Annotated in this window: 15 protein-coding genes; 2 read left to right on the top strand and 13 right to left on the bottom strand. The window is 66.5% G+C overall.

From position 1 onward, the window contains the following. Positions 1 to 32 precede the first annotated feature (32 nt). The 6 genes from JOF55_RS14330 to JOF55_RS14305 all read right to left on the bottom strand — a co-directional run bounded on the left by JOF55_RS14330 (position 33) and on the right by JOF55_RS14305 (position 6,934). Entirely contained in the window at positions 33 to 1,100 is a 1,068-nt protein-coding gene (locus tag JOF55_RS14330) for an ABC transporter ATP-binding protein (protein WP_310274441.1), read from the bottom strand. Further along, positions 1,093 to 2,112, bottom strand: coding sequence for an ABC transporter ATP-binding protein (locus JOF55_RS14325; protein ID WP_310274438.1), 1,020 nt, complete (start codon positions 2,110 to 2,112; stop codon positions 1,093 to 1,095). The genes JOF55_RS14330 and JOF55_RS14325 overlap by 8 nt, the downstream gene beginning before the upstream one ends. 13 nt (positions 2,113 to 2,125) lie before the next feature. After that, positions 2,126 to 3,124: an ABC transporter permease gene (locus tag JOF55_RS14320; RefSeq protein WP_310274437.1), complete on the bottom strand. Its 999-nt coding sequence runs from the start codon at positions 3,122 to 3,124 to the stop codon at positions 2,126 to 2,128. Further along, positions 3,117 to 4,043 carry an ABC transporter permease gene (locus tag JOF55_RS14315; RefSeq protein WP_310274435.1) on the bottom strand — a complete coding sequence of 309 codons (927 nt, stop codon included), beginning with the start codon at positions 4,041 to 4,043 and terminating at the stop codon, positions 3,117 to 3,119. The genes JOF55_RS14320 and JOF55_RS14315 overlap by 8 nt, the downstream gene beginning before the upstream one ends. Before the next feature lie 81 nt (positions 4,044 to 4,124). Then, positions 4,125 to 5,783 (bottom strand): peptide ABC transporter substrate-binding protein, encoded by a 1,659-nt coding sequence (locus tag JOF55_RS14310; protein WP_310274433.1) that lies wholly within the window; start codon positions 5,781 to 5,783, stop codon positions 4,125 to 4,127. A gap of 197 nt (positions 5,784 to 5,980) precedes the next feature. Then, the gene (locus tag JOF55_RS14305; protein ID WP_310274431.1) at positions 5,981 to 6,934 is read right to left on the bottom strand and encodes a Ppx/GppA phosphatase family protein; all 954 of its coding nucleotides are present in this window, start codon (positions 6,932 to 6,934) and stop codon (positions 5,981 to 5,983) included. Positions 6,935 to 7,126: 192 nt separating this feature from the next. On the opposite strand from JOF55_RS14305, the gene JOF55_RS14300 reads away from it, so the two are divergent. Continuing rightward, positions 7,127 to 8,812 (top strand): isovaleryl-CoA dehydrogenase, encoded by a 1,686-nt coding sequence (locus tag JOF55_RS14300; RefSeq protein WP_310274429.1) that lies wholly within the window; start codon positions 7,127 to 7,129, stop codon positions 8,810 to 8,812. A gap of 64 nt (positions 8,813 to 8,876) precedes the next feature. On the opposite strand, the gene JOF55_RS14295 is transcribed toward JOF55_RS14300, so the two are convergent. The 3 genes from JOF55_RS14295 to eno are packed head-to-tail and all read right to left on the bottom strand — an operon-like array spanning position 8,877 to position 11,217. Next, a complete protein-coding gene (locus tag JOF55_RS14295) occupies positions 8,877 to 9,323 on the bottom strand; it encodes a DUF501 domain-containing protein (protein WP_374727499.1) in 447 nt (148 codons plus the stop codon). A gap of 50 nt (positions 9,324 to 9,373) precedes the next feature. Beyond that, on the bottom strand, positions 9,374 to 9,928 hold the full coding sequence (locus JOF55_RS14290; RefSeq protein ID WP_310274425.1) for an FtsB family cell division protein: 555 nt from the start codon (positions 9,926 to 9,928) through the stop codon (positions 9,374 to 9,376). Positions 9,929 to 9,930: 2 nt separating this feature from the next. Continuing rightward, on the bottom strand, positions 9,931 to 11,217 hold the full coding sequence (gene eno / locus JOF55_RS14285) for a phosphopyruvate hydratase (RefSeq protein WP_310274423.1): 1,287 nt from the start codon (positions 11,215 to 11,217) through the stop codon (positions 9,931 to 9,933). A 275-nt stretch (positions 11,218 to 11,492) separates the two neighbouring features. Between eno and JOF55_RS14280 the strand changes: the two genes are divergently transcribed. Continuing rightward, on the top strand, positions 11,493 to 11,879 hold the full coding sequence (locus JOF55_RS14280; protein WP_310274420.1) for a tetratricopeptide repeat protein: 387 nt from the start codon (positions 11,493 to 11,495) through the stop codon (positions 11,877 to 11,879). Positions 11,880 to 12,039: 160 nt separating this feature from the next. On the opposite strand, the gene JOF55_RS14275 is transcribed toward JOF55_RS14280, so the two are convergent. From JOF55_RS14275 to JOF55_RS14260, 4 genes are all read right to left on the bottom strand, one after another. Then, positions 12,040 to 12,816 carry a lytic transglycosylase domain-containing protein gene (locus JOF55_RS14275; protein WP_310274418.1) on the bottom strand — a complete coding sequence of 259 codons (777 nt, stop codon included), beginning with the start codon at positions 12,814 to 12,816 and terminating at the stop codon, positions 12,040 to 12,042. A gap of 254 nt (positions 12,817 to 13,070) precedes the next feature. Then, positions 13,071 to 13,847 carry a lytic murein transglycosylase gene (locus JOF55_RS14270; RefSeq protein WP_374727498.1) on the bottom strand — a complete coding sequence of 259 codons (777 nt, stop codon included), beginning with the start codon at positions 13,845 to 13,847 and terminating at the stop codon, positions 13,071 to 13,073. A 183-nt stretch (positions 13,848 to 14,030) separates the two neighbouring features. Then, positions 14,031 to 15,065: a nucleoside triphosphate pyrophosphohydrolase gene (locus JOF55_RS14265; protein WP_310274414.1), complete on the bottom strand. Its 1,035-nt coding sequence runs from the start codon at positions 15,063 to 15,065 to the stop codon at positions 14,031 to 14,033. 82 nt (positions 15,066 to 15,147) lie between these two features. After that, entirely contained in the window at positions 15,148 to 16,089 is a 942-nt protein-coding gene (locus tag JOF55_RS14260; protein WP_310274412.1) for a SurA N-terminal domain-containing protein, read from the bottom strand. Positions 16,090 to 16,304 lie beyond the last annotated feature (215 nt).

Here is a 16,304-nt window from a genome sequence, read left to right as displayed (position 1 = left end):
CGTCAACCCCACCAAGGCCAACCGAGCCGGCCTCAGGACACGACGTGGGGACGCTCCTCGGCGAAGTGGCAGGCGCTCGGGTGTGCACTCTCCTCGAGATCCAAACCCTCGCCGACTTCCTGCCCGCCTTCACTGCGGATCTTCAGCGTCGGCTGCTGCTCGGCACAGAGATCCGTGGCCTTCCAGCAGCGAGTGCGGAAACGGCATCCCGACGGCGGACTCGCCGGGCTCGGCACGTCCCCGGAGAGCCGGATCATCTCGCGCCTGTCCCGCCGAGCCGGATCGGGCACCGGGACCGAGGACAGCAGCGCCTGGGTGTAGGGGTGCTGCGGGTGTTCGTAGATCTGGTCCTCGGTGCCGGTTTCGACGACCTTGCCCAGATACATCACCGCCACCCGATCGGACAGATGCCGCACCACGCCCAGGTCATGGGCGATGAAAATGTAGGACAGTCCGAATTCCGACTGCAGCTCACCCAGCAGGTTCATCACCTGCGCCTGGATCGACACGTCCAGTGCGGACACCGGCTCGTCGCAGACGATCACCTTCGGCTTCAGCGCCAGGGCTCGGGCGATGCCGATGCGCTGGCGCTGCCCGCCGGAGAACTGGTGTGGATACCGCCGGATGTGCTCGGGGTTGAGCCCGACGATGTCGAGCAGTTCCTGCACCTTGCGCTGCCGGTCGCCCTTCGGTGCCACCTCCGGGTGGATCTCGAAGGGTTCGCCGACGATGTCGCCCACGGTCTTGCGCGGGTTCAGGGAGGTGTAGGGGTCCTGCAGCACGATCTGCATGTCGCGGCGCAGCCTGCGCAGGTCGGCGCCCTTCTTGGCGAACATGTCCTCGCCCTCGAACAGCGCCGTGCCGCTGGTCGGATTCTCCAGCCGCATCAGCACCTGGGCCAGCGTCGACTTGCCGCAGCCGGACTCACCGACCACACCGAGAGTCTCGCCCTTGTTGAGGTCGAACGACACCCCGTCGACCGCCCGGACATGGCCGATGGTGCGCTTGAACACCACGCCCTGGGTCACCGGGAAGTGCTTGACGAGATCGCGGACCTGCAGGATCGGTTCCTGGTTCGCTTCCGGGGACACGTCAGTCACGGCTCATCAACTCCTCGGCGAAGTGGCAGGCACTGGTCCGCCCCATTCCGAGATCGTGGAACTCGGGCACCTTCTCCCGGCACTGGTCCTCGGCCCGGTAGCAGCGTGGGTGGAACGGGCACCCCGGCGGGATGTTCGTCAGGTTCGGCGGCAGGCCCTGGATACTGGCCAGCTCGTGCCCCTTCATGTCCAGCCGGGGGATCGACTCCATCAACCCCTCGGTATAGGGGTGACCGGGCTGCTCGTACAGCGAGTGCGCGTCGGCGGACTCCACGATCCGCCCCGCGTACATGACCGCGATGCGGTCGGCGATCTCGGCGACGACGCCGAGGTCGTGGGTGATGAGGATGAGCCCCATCCCCCGCTCCTTGCGCAGTTCGTCGAGCAGGTCCATGATCTGGGCCTGCACCGTGACGTCGAGAGCCGTGGTGGGCTCGTCGGCGATGAGCAGGTCCGGGTCCAGGGCCAGCGACATCGCGATCATGGCGCGCTGGCGCATACCGCCGGAGAACTGGTGCGGGAACTCCTTCACGCGCTGCTTGGCGTTGGGAATCTGCACCATGTCGAGCATCTCGGCCGCCTTGGCCATGGCGTCCTTGCGCGACATGCCCCGCCGGAAGCGGAACTGCTCGGCGATCTGGAATCCGACGGTGAACACCGGGTTCAGCGCCGACAGCGCGTCCTGGAAGATCATCGCCATGTTCTCGCCGCGCAGTCCGCGGCGACGCTCGTCGGAGGCGGTGAGCATGTCCTCGCCGCGATAGCGGATCGAGCCTCCGGTGACGAAGCCGGGCGGGGTGTCCAGGATGCCCATCACGGTCTGGGCCGTGACGCTCTTGCCGGAGCCGGACTCGCCGAGCACGGCCAGTGTCTCCCCGGCATCGACGTGGTAGCTCACGCCGTTGATCACGTTGGCCACGCCGTCCTTGGCGCGGAACTCCACGTGCAGGTCCTCGACCTCGAGCAGGCGCGACTCCGGAGAGCCGCCAACCTTGTCGTCCACAGTCGACATTGCGGTCCTCCTTCTACCGTTGCTTGGGGTCCAGCGCGTCGCGGACCGCGTCGCCGAGCATCACGAACGCCAGCACGGTGACCACCAGGAACCCGGCCGGGAACAGCAGCATGTGCGGCGTGCTGATGATGTACTGCTGCGAGTCGGAGATCATCATTCCCCAGGACACGACGGGATACTGCAGGCCGAGTCCCAGATAGGACAGTGTCGCCTCCAGGCCGATGAACTGGCCGAGCGCGATCGTGGCATAGACCATGACCGGGGCCAGGCAGTTCGGCAGCACGTGTTTGAAGATGATGCGGGAATGGCTCGCCCCCAGGGCCTTGGCGGCCTTGACGTAGTCCTGCTGCTTGGCTGCGATCGCCGCCGAGCGCATGATCCGCATGCAGATCGGCCAGGCCAGCACCCCGATGGTCACGATCACCTGGGTCATGATCCGTACCGTGCTGGGTGCTCCCGCGATCCCGGCGTTGAACACCGACAGGATCACGATCGCACCGAGCACGAACGGCAACCCGAGGAAGATCTCCGCGAAGCGGGACAGGAAGCTGTCCGTCTTGTTGCCGAAGTAACCCGAGATCAGGCCGACCAGCGACCCGATGAGCACTGCCAGCAGGGTGGCCAGCACGCCGACCACGATGGAGGCCCGTGCGCCGTGGATCACCCTGGTGTAGATGTTGCGCCCCAGAGTGTCGTAGCCGAACCAGGCCCCGGTCGAGGGGCCTTGTCGCGCCAGCGTCAGATTCTGCGCGTTCGGGTCACCGGGGGCGAACAGGCCGGGAAACGCCGCGATCGCCACCAGCAGCACGACGATCACACTGCCGATGATGAACAGGGGGCGCCGGCGCAGGTCCTGCCAGGCGTCGCCCCACAGGCCACGTTGCTTTTCGTCCTGGGACGCGGACGTCTTTCCGCCCTGGGTTGTGGGCGCCTTGCTTTCCGTTTCGGTCGCGGTTTCCACTGTCGCGGCCGTAGTACCGCCCCGGTTCCGGGTTTCGGCGGAGTCAGTCATATCGAATCCTCGGATCGAGAGCCGCGTAAAGGATGTCCACGAGTAGGTTCATCAGCAGGTAGACGATCACCAGCAGGGTGACCACTCCGGTAACGGTGACCCCCTCCTGGGTTTGAATGGCGTTGAAGACCAGTCCACCGATGCCGTGAATGTTGAACACACCCTCGGTCACGATCGCGCCGCCCATCAGCGCACCGAAGTCGGTGCCGATGAACGTGATCACGGGAATCAGCGAGTTGCGCAGCATGTGAATCCCGACCACGCGCTTCGGAGCGAGCCCCTTGGCGGTGGCGGTGCGGATGTAGTCCGCCCGCTTGTTCTCGAACATCGCCGTGCGGGTCAGCCGTGCGATGTAGGCCATCGACAGGCTGCCGAGCACGATCCCGGGCACGATCAGCTCGCCGATGGCGGGGTCCGAGCCGACCGAGGGTTGGATCCACTCGAGCTGTACTCCGAGCACGACCTGCAGGACGAAACCACTGACGAAGACCGGCACCGCGATCAGGAACAGCGTGGCGGCCAGCACGAGGTTGTCCACGAAGCCCTTACCGCGCAGTGCGGTGAGGATACCGGCCGCGATACCGACGACCGCCTCGACGATCAAGGCGATGGTCGCGAGCTTGAGGGTGACGGGATAGGCGTTCTGGATCAGCGTACTGACCTCGATCCCGTTGAACGTCTCCCCGAAATTGCCGGTGAGCAGTTGCCCCAAGTAAAGAACGTACTGCACCGGAAGCGGTTCATCCAGGTTGTACTGCTGGCTCATCTGCTCGATGAAGGCCTGCGGGCATCCGCGTGGCCCGCACATCCCGGCGAAGGGATTTCCCGGAATCGCCCATACCAGCGCGTAGATGATGAAAGTTGTTCCGATGAACACGGGGATCAACTGCAGCAGGCGCCGCAGTATGTAACGACCCACCGAACCTCCTTCGACAAGGACACGCCCGGTTCGCCGTCACTTGTGGCGACGACGAACCGGGCCGTTGTCCGAAAAACTGGCTCACTGCTGCGGCTCGGCCACCTTGAATGTGGTGATCGCCGGGTTCGTACGGGTGTTGAGCGTTCCCTCGGCCAGCCGGTTCGACTTGGCACCCTTCACCGTTTGCGTGAACAGCGGGATGGACGGGAGGTCCTTGCCGAGCTGCTGTTCGGCCTTGCCGTAGAGCTCGTTGGCCTTCTTCACACTGGCCGCCTGATCTCCCTGAGCGATGAGGTCATCGAACTTCTTGCTCGAGTAACCGGTGTTGTTCGCCGATCCGCCGGTGCTGTAGAGCGGCTTGAGGAAGGTTCGCGGCGTCGGGTAGTCGGCGACCCAGCCGTAGCGGAAGGGACCGACCATCTCGTTGTTGTCCATCTGGTCCTGGTAGGTGCTGAAGGTCGGCACCGCGTTCAGTCCCACCTTGATGCCGAGGGTGTCGCGGATGCTTCCCGCTACCGCCGTCATCCACTGCTTGTGCGCACCATCGGCGTTGTAGCTCAGCGTCAGCGTGCCCTCGAAACCGCCTGCCTTCTTCAGCAGTTCCTTGGCCTTGCTCGGGTTGTAGGTGCACCACTGCCCGCAGGCACCGTCCGTGCGCCCCGGGATGCCCGGGGCACTCCAGCCGTCGGCGACGGTCGCCTCACCGTTGAAGACCTGCTTGACGATCTTCTTGCGGTCGATCGCGAGCGAGAGTGCCTTGCGCAGGTTCGGATCCTTGAACTTTTCCTGGTACATCGGAAGGTTGAGCACGGTGATGCCCATCCGTTCCCTGGAGATGGCCCGTTCGCCCAGTTCCTGCTTCCAGCGCCCGTTGGCCAGCGCGGAGGTCGGAATCGTGTTGATCACATCGACGTTGCCCGACTTGAGATCCTGGTAGGCGGTGAGGACCTTGTTGTAGACGAGCAGCTTGACCGCGTCGACGCTGCCCGCGTCCTCACCCTTGTAGTCCTTGTAGCGGGTCAGTGTCAGGCTTTCGCTGGGCGTGCGGCTCTCGAACTTGTAGGGCCCGTTGCCGACCGGGTGGTCGACGAACTTCTCCCTGTTGGTGAAGAACGTGTCCGGCAACGGGACGAAGGCCTGGTAACCGAGTTTGGTCGGGAAGACGCTGAACGGGTCCTGCAGGGTGATCGTGAAGGTGTGGTCGTCCACCACCTTCAGCCCGGACATCTTCTTGGCCGTCGGCTTCGGCGGCTTCTTCGGTCCGCTCTCGCCGTCCGGGTCGGCCGGATGGACCTCCTTGTAGCCCTGGATCCGGTTGAACATGGCCGCGTTCTGCTGGCCGTTCGGCGCATAGGCGCCGTAGTTCCAGGCACGGACGAAGTTGTCGGCCGTGACTTCCTCACCGTTGTGGAATTTCCAGCCCTGCTTGATCTCGACCGTGTAGGTCTTCTTGTCCTTCGAAAGGGCGATGGACTTCGCCATCGCATTCCGGGCCTCGAAGCTCTTCGGGGTGTACTCGATCAGCCCGGTGAACATCGGGTTGAGCACCTGGCTGCCGAAGGTGTCGTTGCTGTTGGTGGGCACCAGCTCGCTCTGCGGCTCGCCCCACTGAACGGTGATCGGGTCCTTCAGGGTCCCCGTGGCCTCGGTGACACCGCCACCACCACCGCCGCACGCGGAGGCCAGCAGACCGACCGCGAGCGTAGCCGCGACAGGCGCGACCATGCGTCGTTTGCGCATTGAGTTCCTCCACTTTCCTTTGGTCCCTGCCGGATGCGCAGGTCCCGTCGACGGAGTGCTCACCGTCTATTCAGTCAGGCGTAAAGATAAGGGAGACCCGGTTCACAGCAATGGCCTGTCACAAAGCCGTCATATTTTGAATCGATTCAGCATGAAATTCACTCATTTGGTGGACTAGTATGACCACATACTGGGAATTAGCTGATGGAGAGGGCAATACCGTCGAGTATGTCGTGCTCACTGACCGTGAGCACGTCGATCCCGGCTCGTTCGGTCAATTCATCGGCGATCACCTTGGCCACCAGAGCACCCCCACCGATGACGTCGACCCGGCCCGGATGCATCGGGCCGAGTGCGGCCCGCTCCTCGTGGGTCATCTCCAGCAGCCTGTGCGCCGTCCGATCGAGTCCCTCCCGGGACAGGTGAGAGAGGTGAATGGCGGCCGGTTCGTACGTCGGCAGTTCCTGCGCGAGAGCCGAGAGCGTGGTGATCGTCCCGGCGACTCCGATCCAGGTCCGTATCGACGACGCGTCGATGACGGCGAAAGCCTCGTCCAGCACGCGCCGAGCGACCTTCTCCGCCTCCGTCATCTCATCGGGGGTGGACGGATCGGTATGCAGGCAACGCTCCGTGATTCGTACGGATCCGATGTCCACGGATTGAGAGGCCGTGATCTCGGCGTGCACCCCGTCCCAGTTCCCGAGAACGAGTTCCGTGGAGCCGCCGCCCACATCGGTGACGAGGAAGGGACCCTGCGCGGGGTCGACGTCACCGACCGCACCGACGAACGACAGGCGGGCCTCCTCCTCGCCGGTGATGATCTCCGCCTCCACGCCGAGGGTCTCGCGCACCATCGAGAAGAAGTCCTCGCGGTTGGCGGCATCGCGGGTGGCCGAGGTCGCGACCATGCGTGTGGTGACCACGTTCTCCCGCCGCACCACCGCCGCGTAGTCGACCAGCGCCTCCCTGGTCCTGCTCAGCGCCTCGTCGGCCAGGCGTCCGGTGGCGTCCACACCCTGACCGAGCCGGACGATGCGCATCTCGCGGTGGACGTCGTCCAGCGCGCGGGTGCCGTCGTCGTGCACCGTCACGTCGGCGATCAGCAGCCTGATCGAGTTCGTCCCACAGTCAATCGCCGCCACGCGTGGCATCCAACGTCCTCCTCAGCTTCGTTACGGGTGAACGCGTCGTTCCGGCACTGTCCCCGCCACAGCGACGCGCTCACCCTGGATCACGACCACGCTAGCCGCCGTGCCCGCGAGTACACAGGTTGCGGCTACGCGGCGGAAAACGATCACGACTCACGACTACTGTTCGGTAACCACATGTCCTAGGCTGTGGCCATGACGGTCACCGAGCCCCACCGCGCCGAGGCCGGAACGCACGACGCCGAGCGGTCTCCGGCACGGACGCACCAGGTGCTCAACCAACCGCCACCCCTGGACGGTTTCGATCCGGTGGCCTGCGATCCCGCCTTGCGGGAAGCCCTCGCCCAGCACGGCGAGTCCGCTCATCTCGCCGACCTCGCACAGCTCGGCAGGCATGCCGGATCCGCAGCGGCACGCGAGCACGGTCGGCTGGCCAACGAACACCCTCCGCAACTGCGTAGCCACGATCGCTACGGCAACCGCATCGACGAGGTCGAGTTCCACCCCTCCTGGCACTGGCTCATGGCCCAGGCGGTCTCCTACGGCCTGCACGCGGCGCCGTGGGCTCCCGACGCAGGGGCCGGGGCACATGTGCGGCGAGCCGCCGGGTTCTACCTGTGGTCCCAGGCCGAAGCAGGGCACGGCTGCCCGATCTCGATGACCTTCGCCGCCGTACCGGCCCTGCGCCACAGCCCCGAACTCGCCGCGCACTACGAGTCGGGATTGCTCTCCCCGTCCTACGACTTCGGTTTGCGCGCACCATCCGACAAGGCCGGGTTGCTCGCGGGCATGTCGATGACCGAGAAGCAGGGCGGCTCCGACGTGCGAGCGAACACCACCGCAGCCGAACCGCTCGCCGACGGCACCTACCGGATCACCGGCCACAAGTGGTTCACCTCGGCCCCGATGAACGACCTCTTTCTCACCCTGGCGCAGACTCCGGGCGGTCCGAGTTGCCTCGCGGTACCGCGCGTCCTGCCCGACGGCACCCGCAACGAGATCCGGCTGCAGCGCCTCAAGGACAAACTGGGCAACAGGTCCAACGCCTCGGCCGAGCTCGAATACACCGGGGCACTCGGTTGGCTGGTCGGCGAGGAAGGCCGCGGGGTCCGCAGCATCATCGACATGGTGTCGATGACCAGGATGGACTGTGTGCTCGGTTCATCGGCCAACATGCGTATCGCCCTGTCCGAAGCCGCACACCACGTGGCTCACCGGAGTGCCTTCGGCGAGGTGCTCGGTGACGCACCACTGATGCGAGCGGTGATCGCAGACCTCGCGCTGGAGTCGGAAGCCGCAACAGCGCTGGCGATGCGGCTGGCCGCCGCTGTGGACCGGAGTCAGCGGGGCGAGAGCTCCGAGCTGGAGCTACTGCGCCTGGCATTGCCCGCCGCGAAGTTCTCCGTCTGCAAGCGCGCACCGACCGCCATCGCCGAAGCACTCGAATGCCTCGGCGGCAACGGCTATGTCGAGGAATCCGGCATGCCGCGGCTGTACCGGGAAGCACCCCTGCTGTCGATCTGGGAGGGCTCGGGCAACGTCACCGCCCTGGACACGCTGCGGGCCATCACCAAGCAGCCGTCCACCGTGAATGCCCTGTTCGCGGAACTGGACGGGGCACTCGGAACCGATGACCGCTACGACCGAGCGGTACGGCAGCTACGCGAGGAACTGTCCGCACCCCAGCCCGCGAGGGCACGGACACTGGCCGAGCTGATCGCGCACACCCTGCAGGCGTCGTTGCTGCTGCGGTACGCCCCGGGCGAGGTCGCAAGCGGATTCACCGCGACACGGCTCGATTCCGGGGGCCATACCTTCGGCACCGTGCCGAACGGCGTCGACACCGCGACACTCGTGCAACGAGTGACCCCCGGAGCGTGAACGCCTTCGGTGCGGTGCGGTCAATGTCGCGAAGAAATGGACCGAGTCGCGTGGCGGGCGAGGATCAGACCGGGGAGGAGTCATCCGGCCGGCGCTGCCGGAGGAGATCCAGTGCCTCGTCCCCGAAGGGGTTGATGCCGGGGCCGACGGCCAGCGCATGGGCGACATGCACGTGCAGGCACTTCACACGGTCGGGCATTCCGCCCGCGCTCACGTCGGTGCCGAGCGGCTCGATCGCATCGCGCTCCGCGAGGTAGGACTCGTGAGCGCGGCGATACCGCTGGGCCAACTCCGGGTCCTCGGCGAGCCGGTCGGTCATCTCGCGCATGAGTCCCTCGGACTCCAGCGTCGAAACCAGCGACACCAGTCGCGGCGATGTCAGGTAATACAGCGTCGGGAACGGAGTGCCGTCCTCCAGTCTCGGATTGGTCTGCACGACGGTCGGCTCCCCCGCCGAATCGCGCGCCGCCACCGCGCGCAGACCACGCGGTGGCCGCCCCAGCTGGCGCATGATCAGAGCCCTGTCCGCCTCGCCGACCGAGGGCACACCACTCGACACCGTCACGACCCCTTCCCCGTCAGGGACTGCCAAAGCTGCTGATACCAGGGTTTGTTCCGGGGCTCCGGCGCGGGCTTCGGGTCCGGCCGTCTCAGCCCCTCCGGCAGACGCACCTCATAGGGCGTCTCGCCGGGACGTACATATCCCAGGCGTTTACGGGCCTCCGCCTCGATACGCGTCGGGTCGGACAGCCGCTGCTTGCGCTCGACCAGCTCTCGGACATCCCGAGTGAGCTCGGCCTGCTGCCGGTGCCGCATGGCCAGCTCCTCTTGCTGACTGAGATAGGTGCGCAACGGTACCGACACGCTCAATGCCATCGCGCACACCACGATCGCCAACACCGCCGCCCGACGCGTCGACGACAGCTTGAACGCACCGCCGGTGCCTGCCGAGGCGCGCGGCCGGGCGGAATTCCTCCCGCCCGGCCGCTTGGCCGTTCCACGGACGGCACCGGCACCACTCCGGCGGCGCCGGTCTTCCGAGCGCTCCGAGCGTCGCCGTGGGGTGCTCTCACCCCGGCGACGCCGCGGGGAGTCACCCGAGCGCCCGCTCGCCATTCTCAGGCCTCCGGTGTGAACCTCGGGAACGCCAGCTCTCCCGCGTAACGGGCCGCATCACCGAGGGTTTCCTCGATCCGCAGCAGCTGGTTGTACTTCGCGACCCGCTCGCTACGGGCGGGTGCGCCTGTCTTGATCTGACCGCAACCGGTCGCCACCGCCAGGTCGGCGATCGTGGTGTCCTCGGTTTCCCCGGAACGGTGGCTCATCATACTGCGGTAGCCGCAGGAGTTGGCCAGATTCACCGCATCCAGGGTCTCCGAGAGCGTACCGATCTGGTTGACCTTGACCAACAGGGCGTTTCCCGCGCGGCGGCTGATGCCCTCCTCGAGCCGCTCCGGATTGGTGACGAACAGATCGTCCCCGACGAGCTGTACCCGCTCTCCGAGCTCGGAGGTCATTTGCACCCAGCCGTCCCAGTCGTTCTCGGACAGCGGGTCCTCCAGGGAGACCAGCGGGTAGGAGTCGAGCAGCTCGGTGTAGTAGCCCACCATCTGCTCGGCGCTGCGCTTGGACTTCTCGAAGTGGTACGTACCGTCGGAGTGGAACTCGGTCGCAGCCGCGTCCAGGGCGAACACGATGTCGCGTCCCAGCTTGAAGCCGGCCTTGTCGATCGCCGCGGCGATCAGGTCCAGTGCCTCGCGGTTGTTCGGCAGGTCCGGGGCGAACCCGCCCTCGTCACCGAGTCCGGTCGGCAGGCCCTTCGACTTCAACACCGACTTGAGGGCCTGGTAGGTCTCCGCGCCCCAGCGCAGCGCGTCGGAGAAGGAATCGGCACCCACCGGAGCGATCATGAACTCCTGGACATCCACACCCGTGTCGGCGTGTGCACCCCCGTTGAGAATGTTCATCATCGGCACCGGCAGCACGTGCGCGTTCGGGCCGCCCACGTAGCGGAACAGCTCCAGCCCGGTCGAGTCGGCGGCGGCCCTGGCCACCGCGAGGGACGCGCCGAGCATGGCGTTCGCACCGAGCCGCGATTTATCCGGGGTGCCGTCGAGATCGACGAGTTTCTGATCCACCACGCGCTGCTCGATCGCCTCGACGCCGACCAGCTCGGGCCCGATCTCGTCCAGGACGCCCGCAACGGCCTTCTCCACGCCCTTACCGCCGTAACGGGCGGTGTCACCGTCGCGCAACTCGACGGCCTCGTGCTCGCCGGTCGAGGCGCCCGAGGGAACCGCGGCGCGGGTCAGCGTGCCATCGTCCAGTGCCACCTCGACTTCGACGGTGGGATTGCCGCGCGAGTCCAGCACCTCGCGCGCGCCGACCTGCTCGATGATCGCCACGTGTGCTCCTAATCAGCGTTTGAACTATGGGCGTGGGCCGCGCCTCCCGGATCCGCCGGATGCCCGGCGGGCGGAAAACGGAGCCGAGTTGCACGCCCGACGACCGTCTCCGAGCCTAACGGCAGGCCGTGATGGCTCGCGCCAGGCTCTCCGCAGATGCTTCGGGGGTGCTCGCCCATGATCCTTGCTCGACCCGAGCCGTACAACAGACCTGCGCCGATCACCCGGTTGCATGCTGGAGAAACGACTCATCGGGACGTAACGTTGTGGTGACCATGACCACTGAAAGTACCGTGGAAGCGTTCCGCAAAGCGGAATCGCTGGTAGCGCAGCGGCGGCCACTGGAAGCTCTTCATGTCCTGGGGCCGGTACTCGAGATCGCTCCCGACAAGCCGAGCGTCCAGTTGCTCGCCGGTCGCGCGTATCTGTTCTCGGCCCAGTTCCAGCGTGCCGAGCTCGCCTTCTTGCGGGTGATCGAACTCGATCCGTCCGACCACTACGCACGCCTGGTGCTGGGACGCACCTTGCAGCGGCAGGGACGGCTCAGCGAGGCACAGACGCAGGTGCGGCTCGCCGCGACGATGTATCCTGACCCCGCCTATCAGGAAGTACTCGGCGAGATCAACGCCCACATCGCGTTGGACCCCCGATCGAGTGAGTGATGTGTGCAGTTTCGCGCGAAACCGCATTTTTGTGATTTCGCGCGAAACTGCAGCAATCTCGAGGTGCGGCGTCCACAGGCGGGAGTGGTTGTCCACAAGGGCGCAGTGAAGGTGTCCTTCCCACTCGCGACGATTACGTTCTACTCACGGCGATTACGTTCTACTCGCGGCGATTGCTCGCAGCAGCGTAGGTTTCGGCCAGGGCGTACACCTTCCGGGCGTACTCCACGGAGTTGTTGTAGGACATCACACCGGACCACCAACCCTGTCCGCTGCTCATATCACGTCCGCCCGCGCACAGGTAACGTGCGGCAGCCGTCGCGGCATCGTCCAGGTTCTGCGGATTACCCACCCCGTCACCATTGCCGTCGGTGGCCCACTTCGACCAGGTGGTGGGAATGAACTGCATCGGTCCCACGGCACGGTCATGGATCGGATCACCGTCGAGCGCACCGTTGTCCGTGTCGCTGATGGCACGCACGTTCGGACCGCCATCCAGCGCCACCCCGATGATCGGCCGTGACGGAACCGCGTCCTCGCCCAGCGTCCGGTTCCCGTACCGGCCGTGGTCCGATTCGACACGTCCGATACCCGCCAACGTCGCCCAGGAGATCCGACAGTCCGGCTGGTACTCGCTCATGGCCAGGTCGGCACGCACGTAGGACACGAGCGCTCGTGCGGGGATGTCCACGGCCGTGGCCACCTTGTTGGCCCATTCCCGGATCGGGCCGATGAGCCCCTCGGAGTCCTGCGGCTGCGGTTCCGGAACGGGGACCGGCTTCTGCACGGGTGGTGCGGTGGATCCGGGACGCACCGGAGCCGGTTCGAGCGCTCGTTCGGGAAGTGGGCCTGCGACCGGTGCCGCGTCCGGCTTTCCGAGCACGGAAACGAGCCCGACCGTGGTGACCATCGCCCCCAGCAGACTCAGAGCAACCACACAACGTCCGAGGGCAGCCGACACTTCGGCTCGTCGTGTCCGAGGTCGTGCCGCCCCGGACGACGGGGTGATTCCGGGCAGCGGGGAAGGCTCCGTAGGGCTGGACTCCGTCGAGGAGAGTTCCGTCGGCGAGGACTCCGTCGGCGTGCGCTGGATCACCCGGACAGGCTACGTGTTCGATCCGCTGCTGCCGACAGGTTATCGACAGGTTGCCGGACAGGTTGCCGGGCAGGTCACGAGTCCCGTCCGGCCGTTCACCGCCTGGCGGAGAGCCGACGACTCTTCCGTCCGTAGTAGTCGGCATGGTCGAGAACATCCTGGCCGTAACTGCGGCTCGCGTTGTAGTCCAGCAACGCCTCCCAGAACCGATCGGCATCGCGGAGGTCCCCACCGGAGGCGCACAGGTAGTGTCCTGCGGCCATCGCCGCATCATCGATATCGTCGGGATCGGCGACCCCATCGCCGTCGGCGTCGGTGCCCCACTCCTTCCAGGTCGTCGGAATGAACTGGAAGGGCCCCACAGCCCTGTCGAAGACCAGGTCTCCGTCGAGCTTGCCGTTGTCGGTGTCCCGGATGAGCATCACCCCGTCCCGGCCGTCCAAGGGCAACCCCCGGATCGGCTCGCTGGTGCGCCCCGTCCGGTCGAGTTCGGCACCGCCGTGGCGACCGTGCCGGGATTCGACGGCGGCGACTCCGGCCAGGACCGACCAGCTCAGCCCACACTTCGGTCGGGTGACCTCCAGAGCACTCGCGGCATACCCATAGGCTTCCAGCGCGGGTCTCGGAATATCGAGCTCCTCGGACATCGACGCCGCCCAGCCGGCAAGCTGCTGCTGCGGCCGGTTATCGGGGCTGCGCACCGCTGCGTCGGACGGAAGCAACCGGATGGTCGGCGGCTCGACTCCGGGATCCGGCGGCGCTTCCGCCGTCGGCAACTCGACCGGAGTTCTCGACCGGGACCTGTGGGCCGAATCGGTGACGACGCTCCACACCACGAGCATCAGCACGGCCAGAACAACCACGCCCAGCATCGGCAACGGCCGAAGCCTCGGCGTGGTCGGTTGCTGTGACACGCGAACATCCCCTCACCACGTCCAGTGTGCCCGTTTCCTCGCCCGGCGGTAAGCCGATCACGGCGATACGCATCGGCACCACACGCGCCCGCCCCAGGCGGCACAACCATGATCAGGAGCGTGCCGGAGGCTCAGTGTGGTTCACCGGCCGGACGAGTCGCCCAGCGGGCCACCGGAATCGGGCAGTTCACTCCAGAAGCGGCGCCACTCGGTTTCCGACAGCTCCGATGGTTCCCGACCCGCCTGCCGTGCCCGCGACTCGGCCGCGCGCACCCGTTCGGCGAAGCGCAGAGCCACGGCACGCAGTGCGTCCTCGGGATCCTGGTGATCCAGCTTCGCCCGGGCGGCGATGTCGAACAGAGCATTCCCCGTGCTCCCGCTCTGCGGCAACAGGTCTGCCGGGATACGCGCGCGTGCTGCTCGCTGGGCCAGCTTGGCGGCCAGCGCCACGGCGGGCTGGCCGGTGGCGACACCGTCCATGCTGGATTCGCGGCGCTTCTCCTGCTGTTTGAGCTCTTCCCAGCGCAGATGCTGGGATTCGGCGTCGTGGATGTTTTCCGCCTCGGAGAATACGTGGGGGTGCCGCGAGACGAGCTTGCTGACCAGCTTCGAAGCAACCTCGTCCACATCGAACGGATCCGCACTGTCCTCGGTCGCGACCCGCGCGTGAAAGAGCACCTGAAGCAGTACATCGCCCAGTTCCTCCCGCAGTTCCGTGCGGTCGCGGCGTTCCAGTGCCTCCAGCAGCTCGTAGGTCTCCTCCACGAGGTATTGGCGCAGCGAATCGTGCGTTTGCTCGGCGTCCCACGGGCATCCACCGGGTGAGCGCAGCCGGTCCATCACCGTCACCGCGTCCAGCAGTTCCACTCCGGCCGGGGCTGTCGAGCCGAGCCACTGCGCCCCGGCGGAGTGCAGGGCGAGAACCTCGGCGGAACCGGGATCGGAGGCCACGAGCACGACCGGTTCTCGGGCAGCCTGTGCCAGCAGGTCTCCGAGCGGCGGAGGTATCGGCGCATCGAGCGCGGCACGGGTCTCCGGCGCCAGTCCCGCGTCGGCGTACACGGCGACAGCGGCGCGCAGCACCGGCACGGCAGCCGCCGGGACGACCTCGCCGAGCCGGTCGTCGACGAGGACGAGGGCGCAGCCGTCAACGATCGGCTCGTTCGCAGCAGTCATGCTTCGATTGTTCCAAGCCACGGCCGCCTCGTCAGTGACGGTTCATGCGCAGTCCGCCGAGCCGTGTGGCATCTCTCGGTGCTCACGCGGCGGGGACGCGCCCGCCGTCCAGGCGAAAACCGGTCGTCTGTCCGTCATCGGGTGCGGGGGTGAGCCTGATCGGGTCCCACACTCCGTAGCGGGGACTGAGCTCCACGCCGACACGCTGGGCCGTGAGGCCGAGCAGCCGCGTTCCGAAGGCCTGCATGACCCGCTCGTCGGCCTGGCTGCCTGCCGCAGCGGGCGCAGCCTTCGTGTTGCGCTCGGTGATACGGGCGATCAGCCAGGTCCCCGCACGCTGATTCGGTCCCTTGAAGGCCACGACCGTCCCCGGAGTGGCACCGAACAAGGGGGTGCCAACCGCCAGTGAGGCACTGTCACTCGCGCGCACCCGCCTGCCGAATTCGGCCGGGACACCCCTGGCACGGTCGGCCTTGATGAGTGCGGCGGCCTGCTGTGGCCCCCGGGCCATGCGCTCGGCCTTGGTCTTGGCTTCCTTGCGGGTGGTGGCTTGGGTGTAGTCGAACGTGACCGATGTCGTGCCGAGGTACTTGCGGCCGAGCTCGGTCATCAACAGCTGCGAGCGCACCACCTCGCGGTAATTCCGAGCGGTGAAGATCGTGCCCTCGGCCGCGGCCTGTGCTCCGCCCGCACGGTTGATCCTCGTGGTGATCTCCTGCTCGGAGACCCGCAGGTTCTCGCGGCGAGCCGCTTGGGCGGCCAATTCCCGGCGGACCGCGAATCCGGCGATCCGCCGGGCGAGATCGTCCATCCGGCCCTGCTGTCGTAGTTGATCGGCCAGATCGGGGTTCTTGTTCAGTACGGCGGTGAACCGGGACTCCACTGCGGTCAGTGGGATCGCTCGGTCACCGACGATGGCAGCCGTGCCGACCTTGCCCGGGCCCGCCCCGCAACCGGCGAGCAGCAGGCAGGCCGCGAGCAACGCGATGAGCACCCGAGTGGGTCGAAGGATGACGGAACTCACAACGGACACCTTCTCATGAAGACACCGCCTGTGTCCGCAGCATCACGCCGGAAACCCGACAAGATCCGTATCGGCGTCCGGCTACGCCCGCGGACTCCGAAATTCGCCGCATGCCGGAAATACGGCACGAGTTACCAACCGGTTAAGTATCGCCGAACTTCGGAGACCGGTATGGATCATCCCTCCCGGAAACAACTTACTGTGATCAACGGCAC

The sequence above is a fragment of the Haloactinomyces albus genome (assembly GCF_031458135.1).
In the GTDB taxonomy this organism is placed as follows: domain Bacteria; phylum Actinomycetota; class Actinomycetes; order Mycobacteriales; family Pseudonocardiaceae; genus Haloactinomyces; species Haloactinomyces albus.
The sequence above is the reverse complement of the archived record's forward strand: the minus strand, read 5'-3'. Positions and strand labels throughout refer to the sequence as shown.

Excerpts from the sequence above, each read along its gene's own strand:
- JOF55_RS14325 (WP_310274438.1), bottom strand. The coding sequence starts at position 2,112 with ATGTCGACTGTGGACGACAAGGTTGGCGGCTCTCCGGAGTCGCGCCTG.
- JOF55_RS14320 (WP_310274437.1), bottom strand. The coding sequence starts at position 3,124 with ATGACTGACTCCGCCGAAACCCGGAACCGGGGCGGTACTACGGCCGCG.
- JOF55_RS14310 (WP_310274433.1), bottom strand. The coding sequence starts at position 5,783 with ATGCGCAAACGACGCATGGTCGCGCCTGTCGCGGCTACGCTCGCGGTC.
- JOF55_RS14305 (WP_310274431.1), bottom strand. The coding sequence starts at position 6,934 with ATGCCACGCGTGGCGGCGATTGACTGTGGGACGAACTCGATCAGGCTG.
- JOF55_RS14300 (WP_310274429.1), top strand. The coding sequence starts at position 7,127 with ATGACGGTCACCGAGCCCCACCGCGCCGAGGCCGGAACGCACGACGCC.
- JOF55_RS14295 (WP_374727499.1), bottom strand. The coding sequence starts at position 9,323 with ATGCGCCAGCTGGGGCGGCCACCGCGTGGTCTGCGCGCGGTGGCGGCG.
- JOF55_RS14290 (WP_310274425.1), bottom strand. The coding sequence starts at position 9,928 with ATGGCGAGCGGGCGCTCGGGTGACTCCCCGCGGCGTCGCCGGGGTGAG.
- JOF55_RS14280 (WP_310274420.1), top strand. The coding sequence starts at position 11,493 with ATGACCACTGAAAGTACCGTGGAAGCGTTCCGCAAAGCGGAATCGCTG.
- JOF55_RS14270 (WP_374727498.1), bottom strand. The coding sequence starts at position 13,847 with ATGCTGGGCGTGGTTGTTCTGGCCGTGCTGATGCTCGTGGTGTGGAGC.
- JOF55_RS14265 (WP_310274414.1), bottom strand. The coding sequence starts at position 15,065 with ATGACTGCTGCGAACGAGCCGATCGTTGACGGCTGCGCCCTCGTCCTC.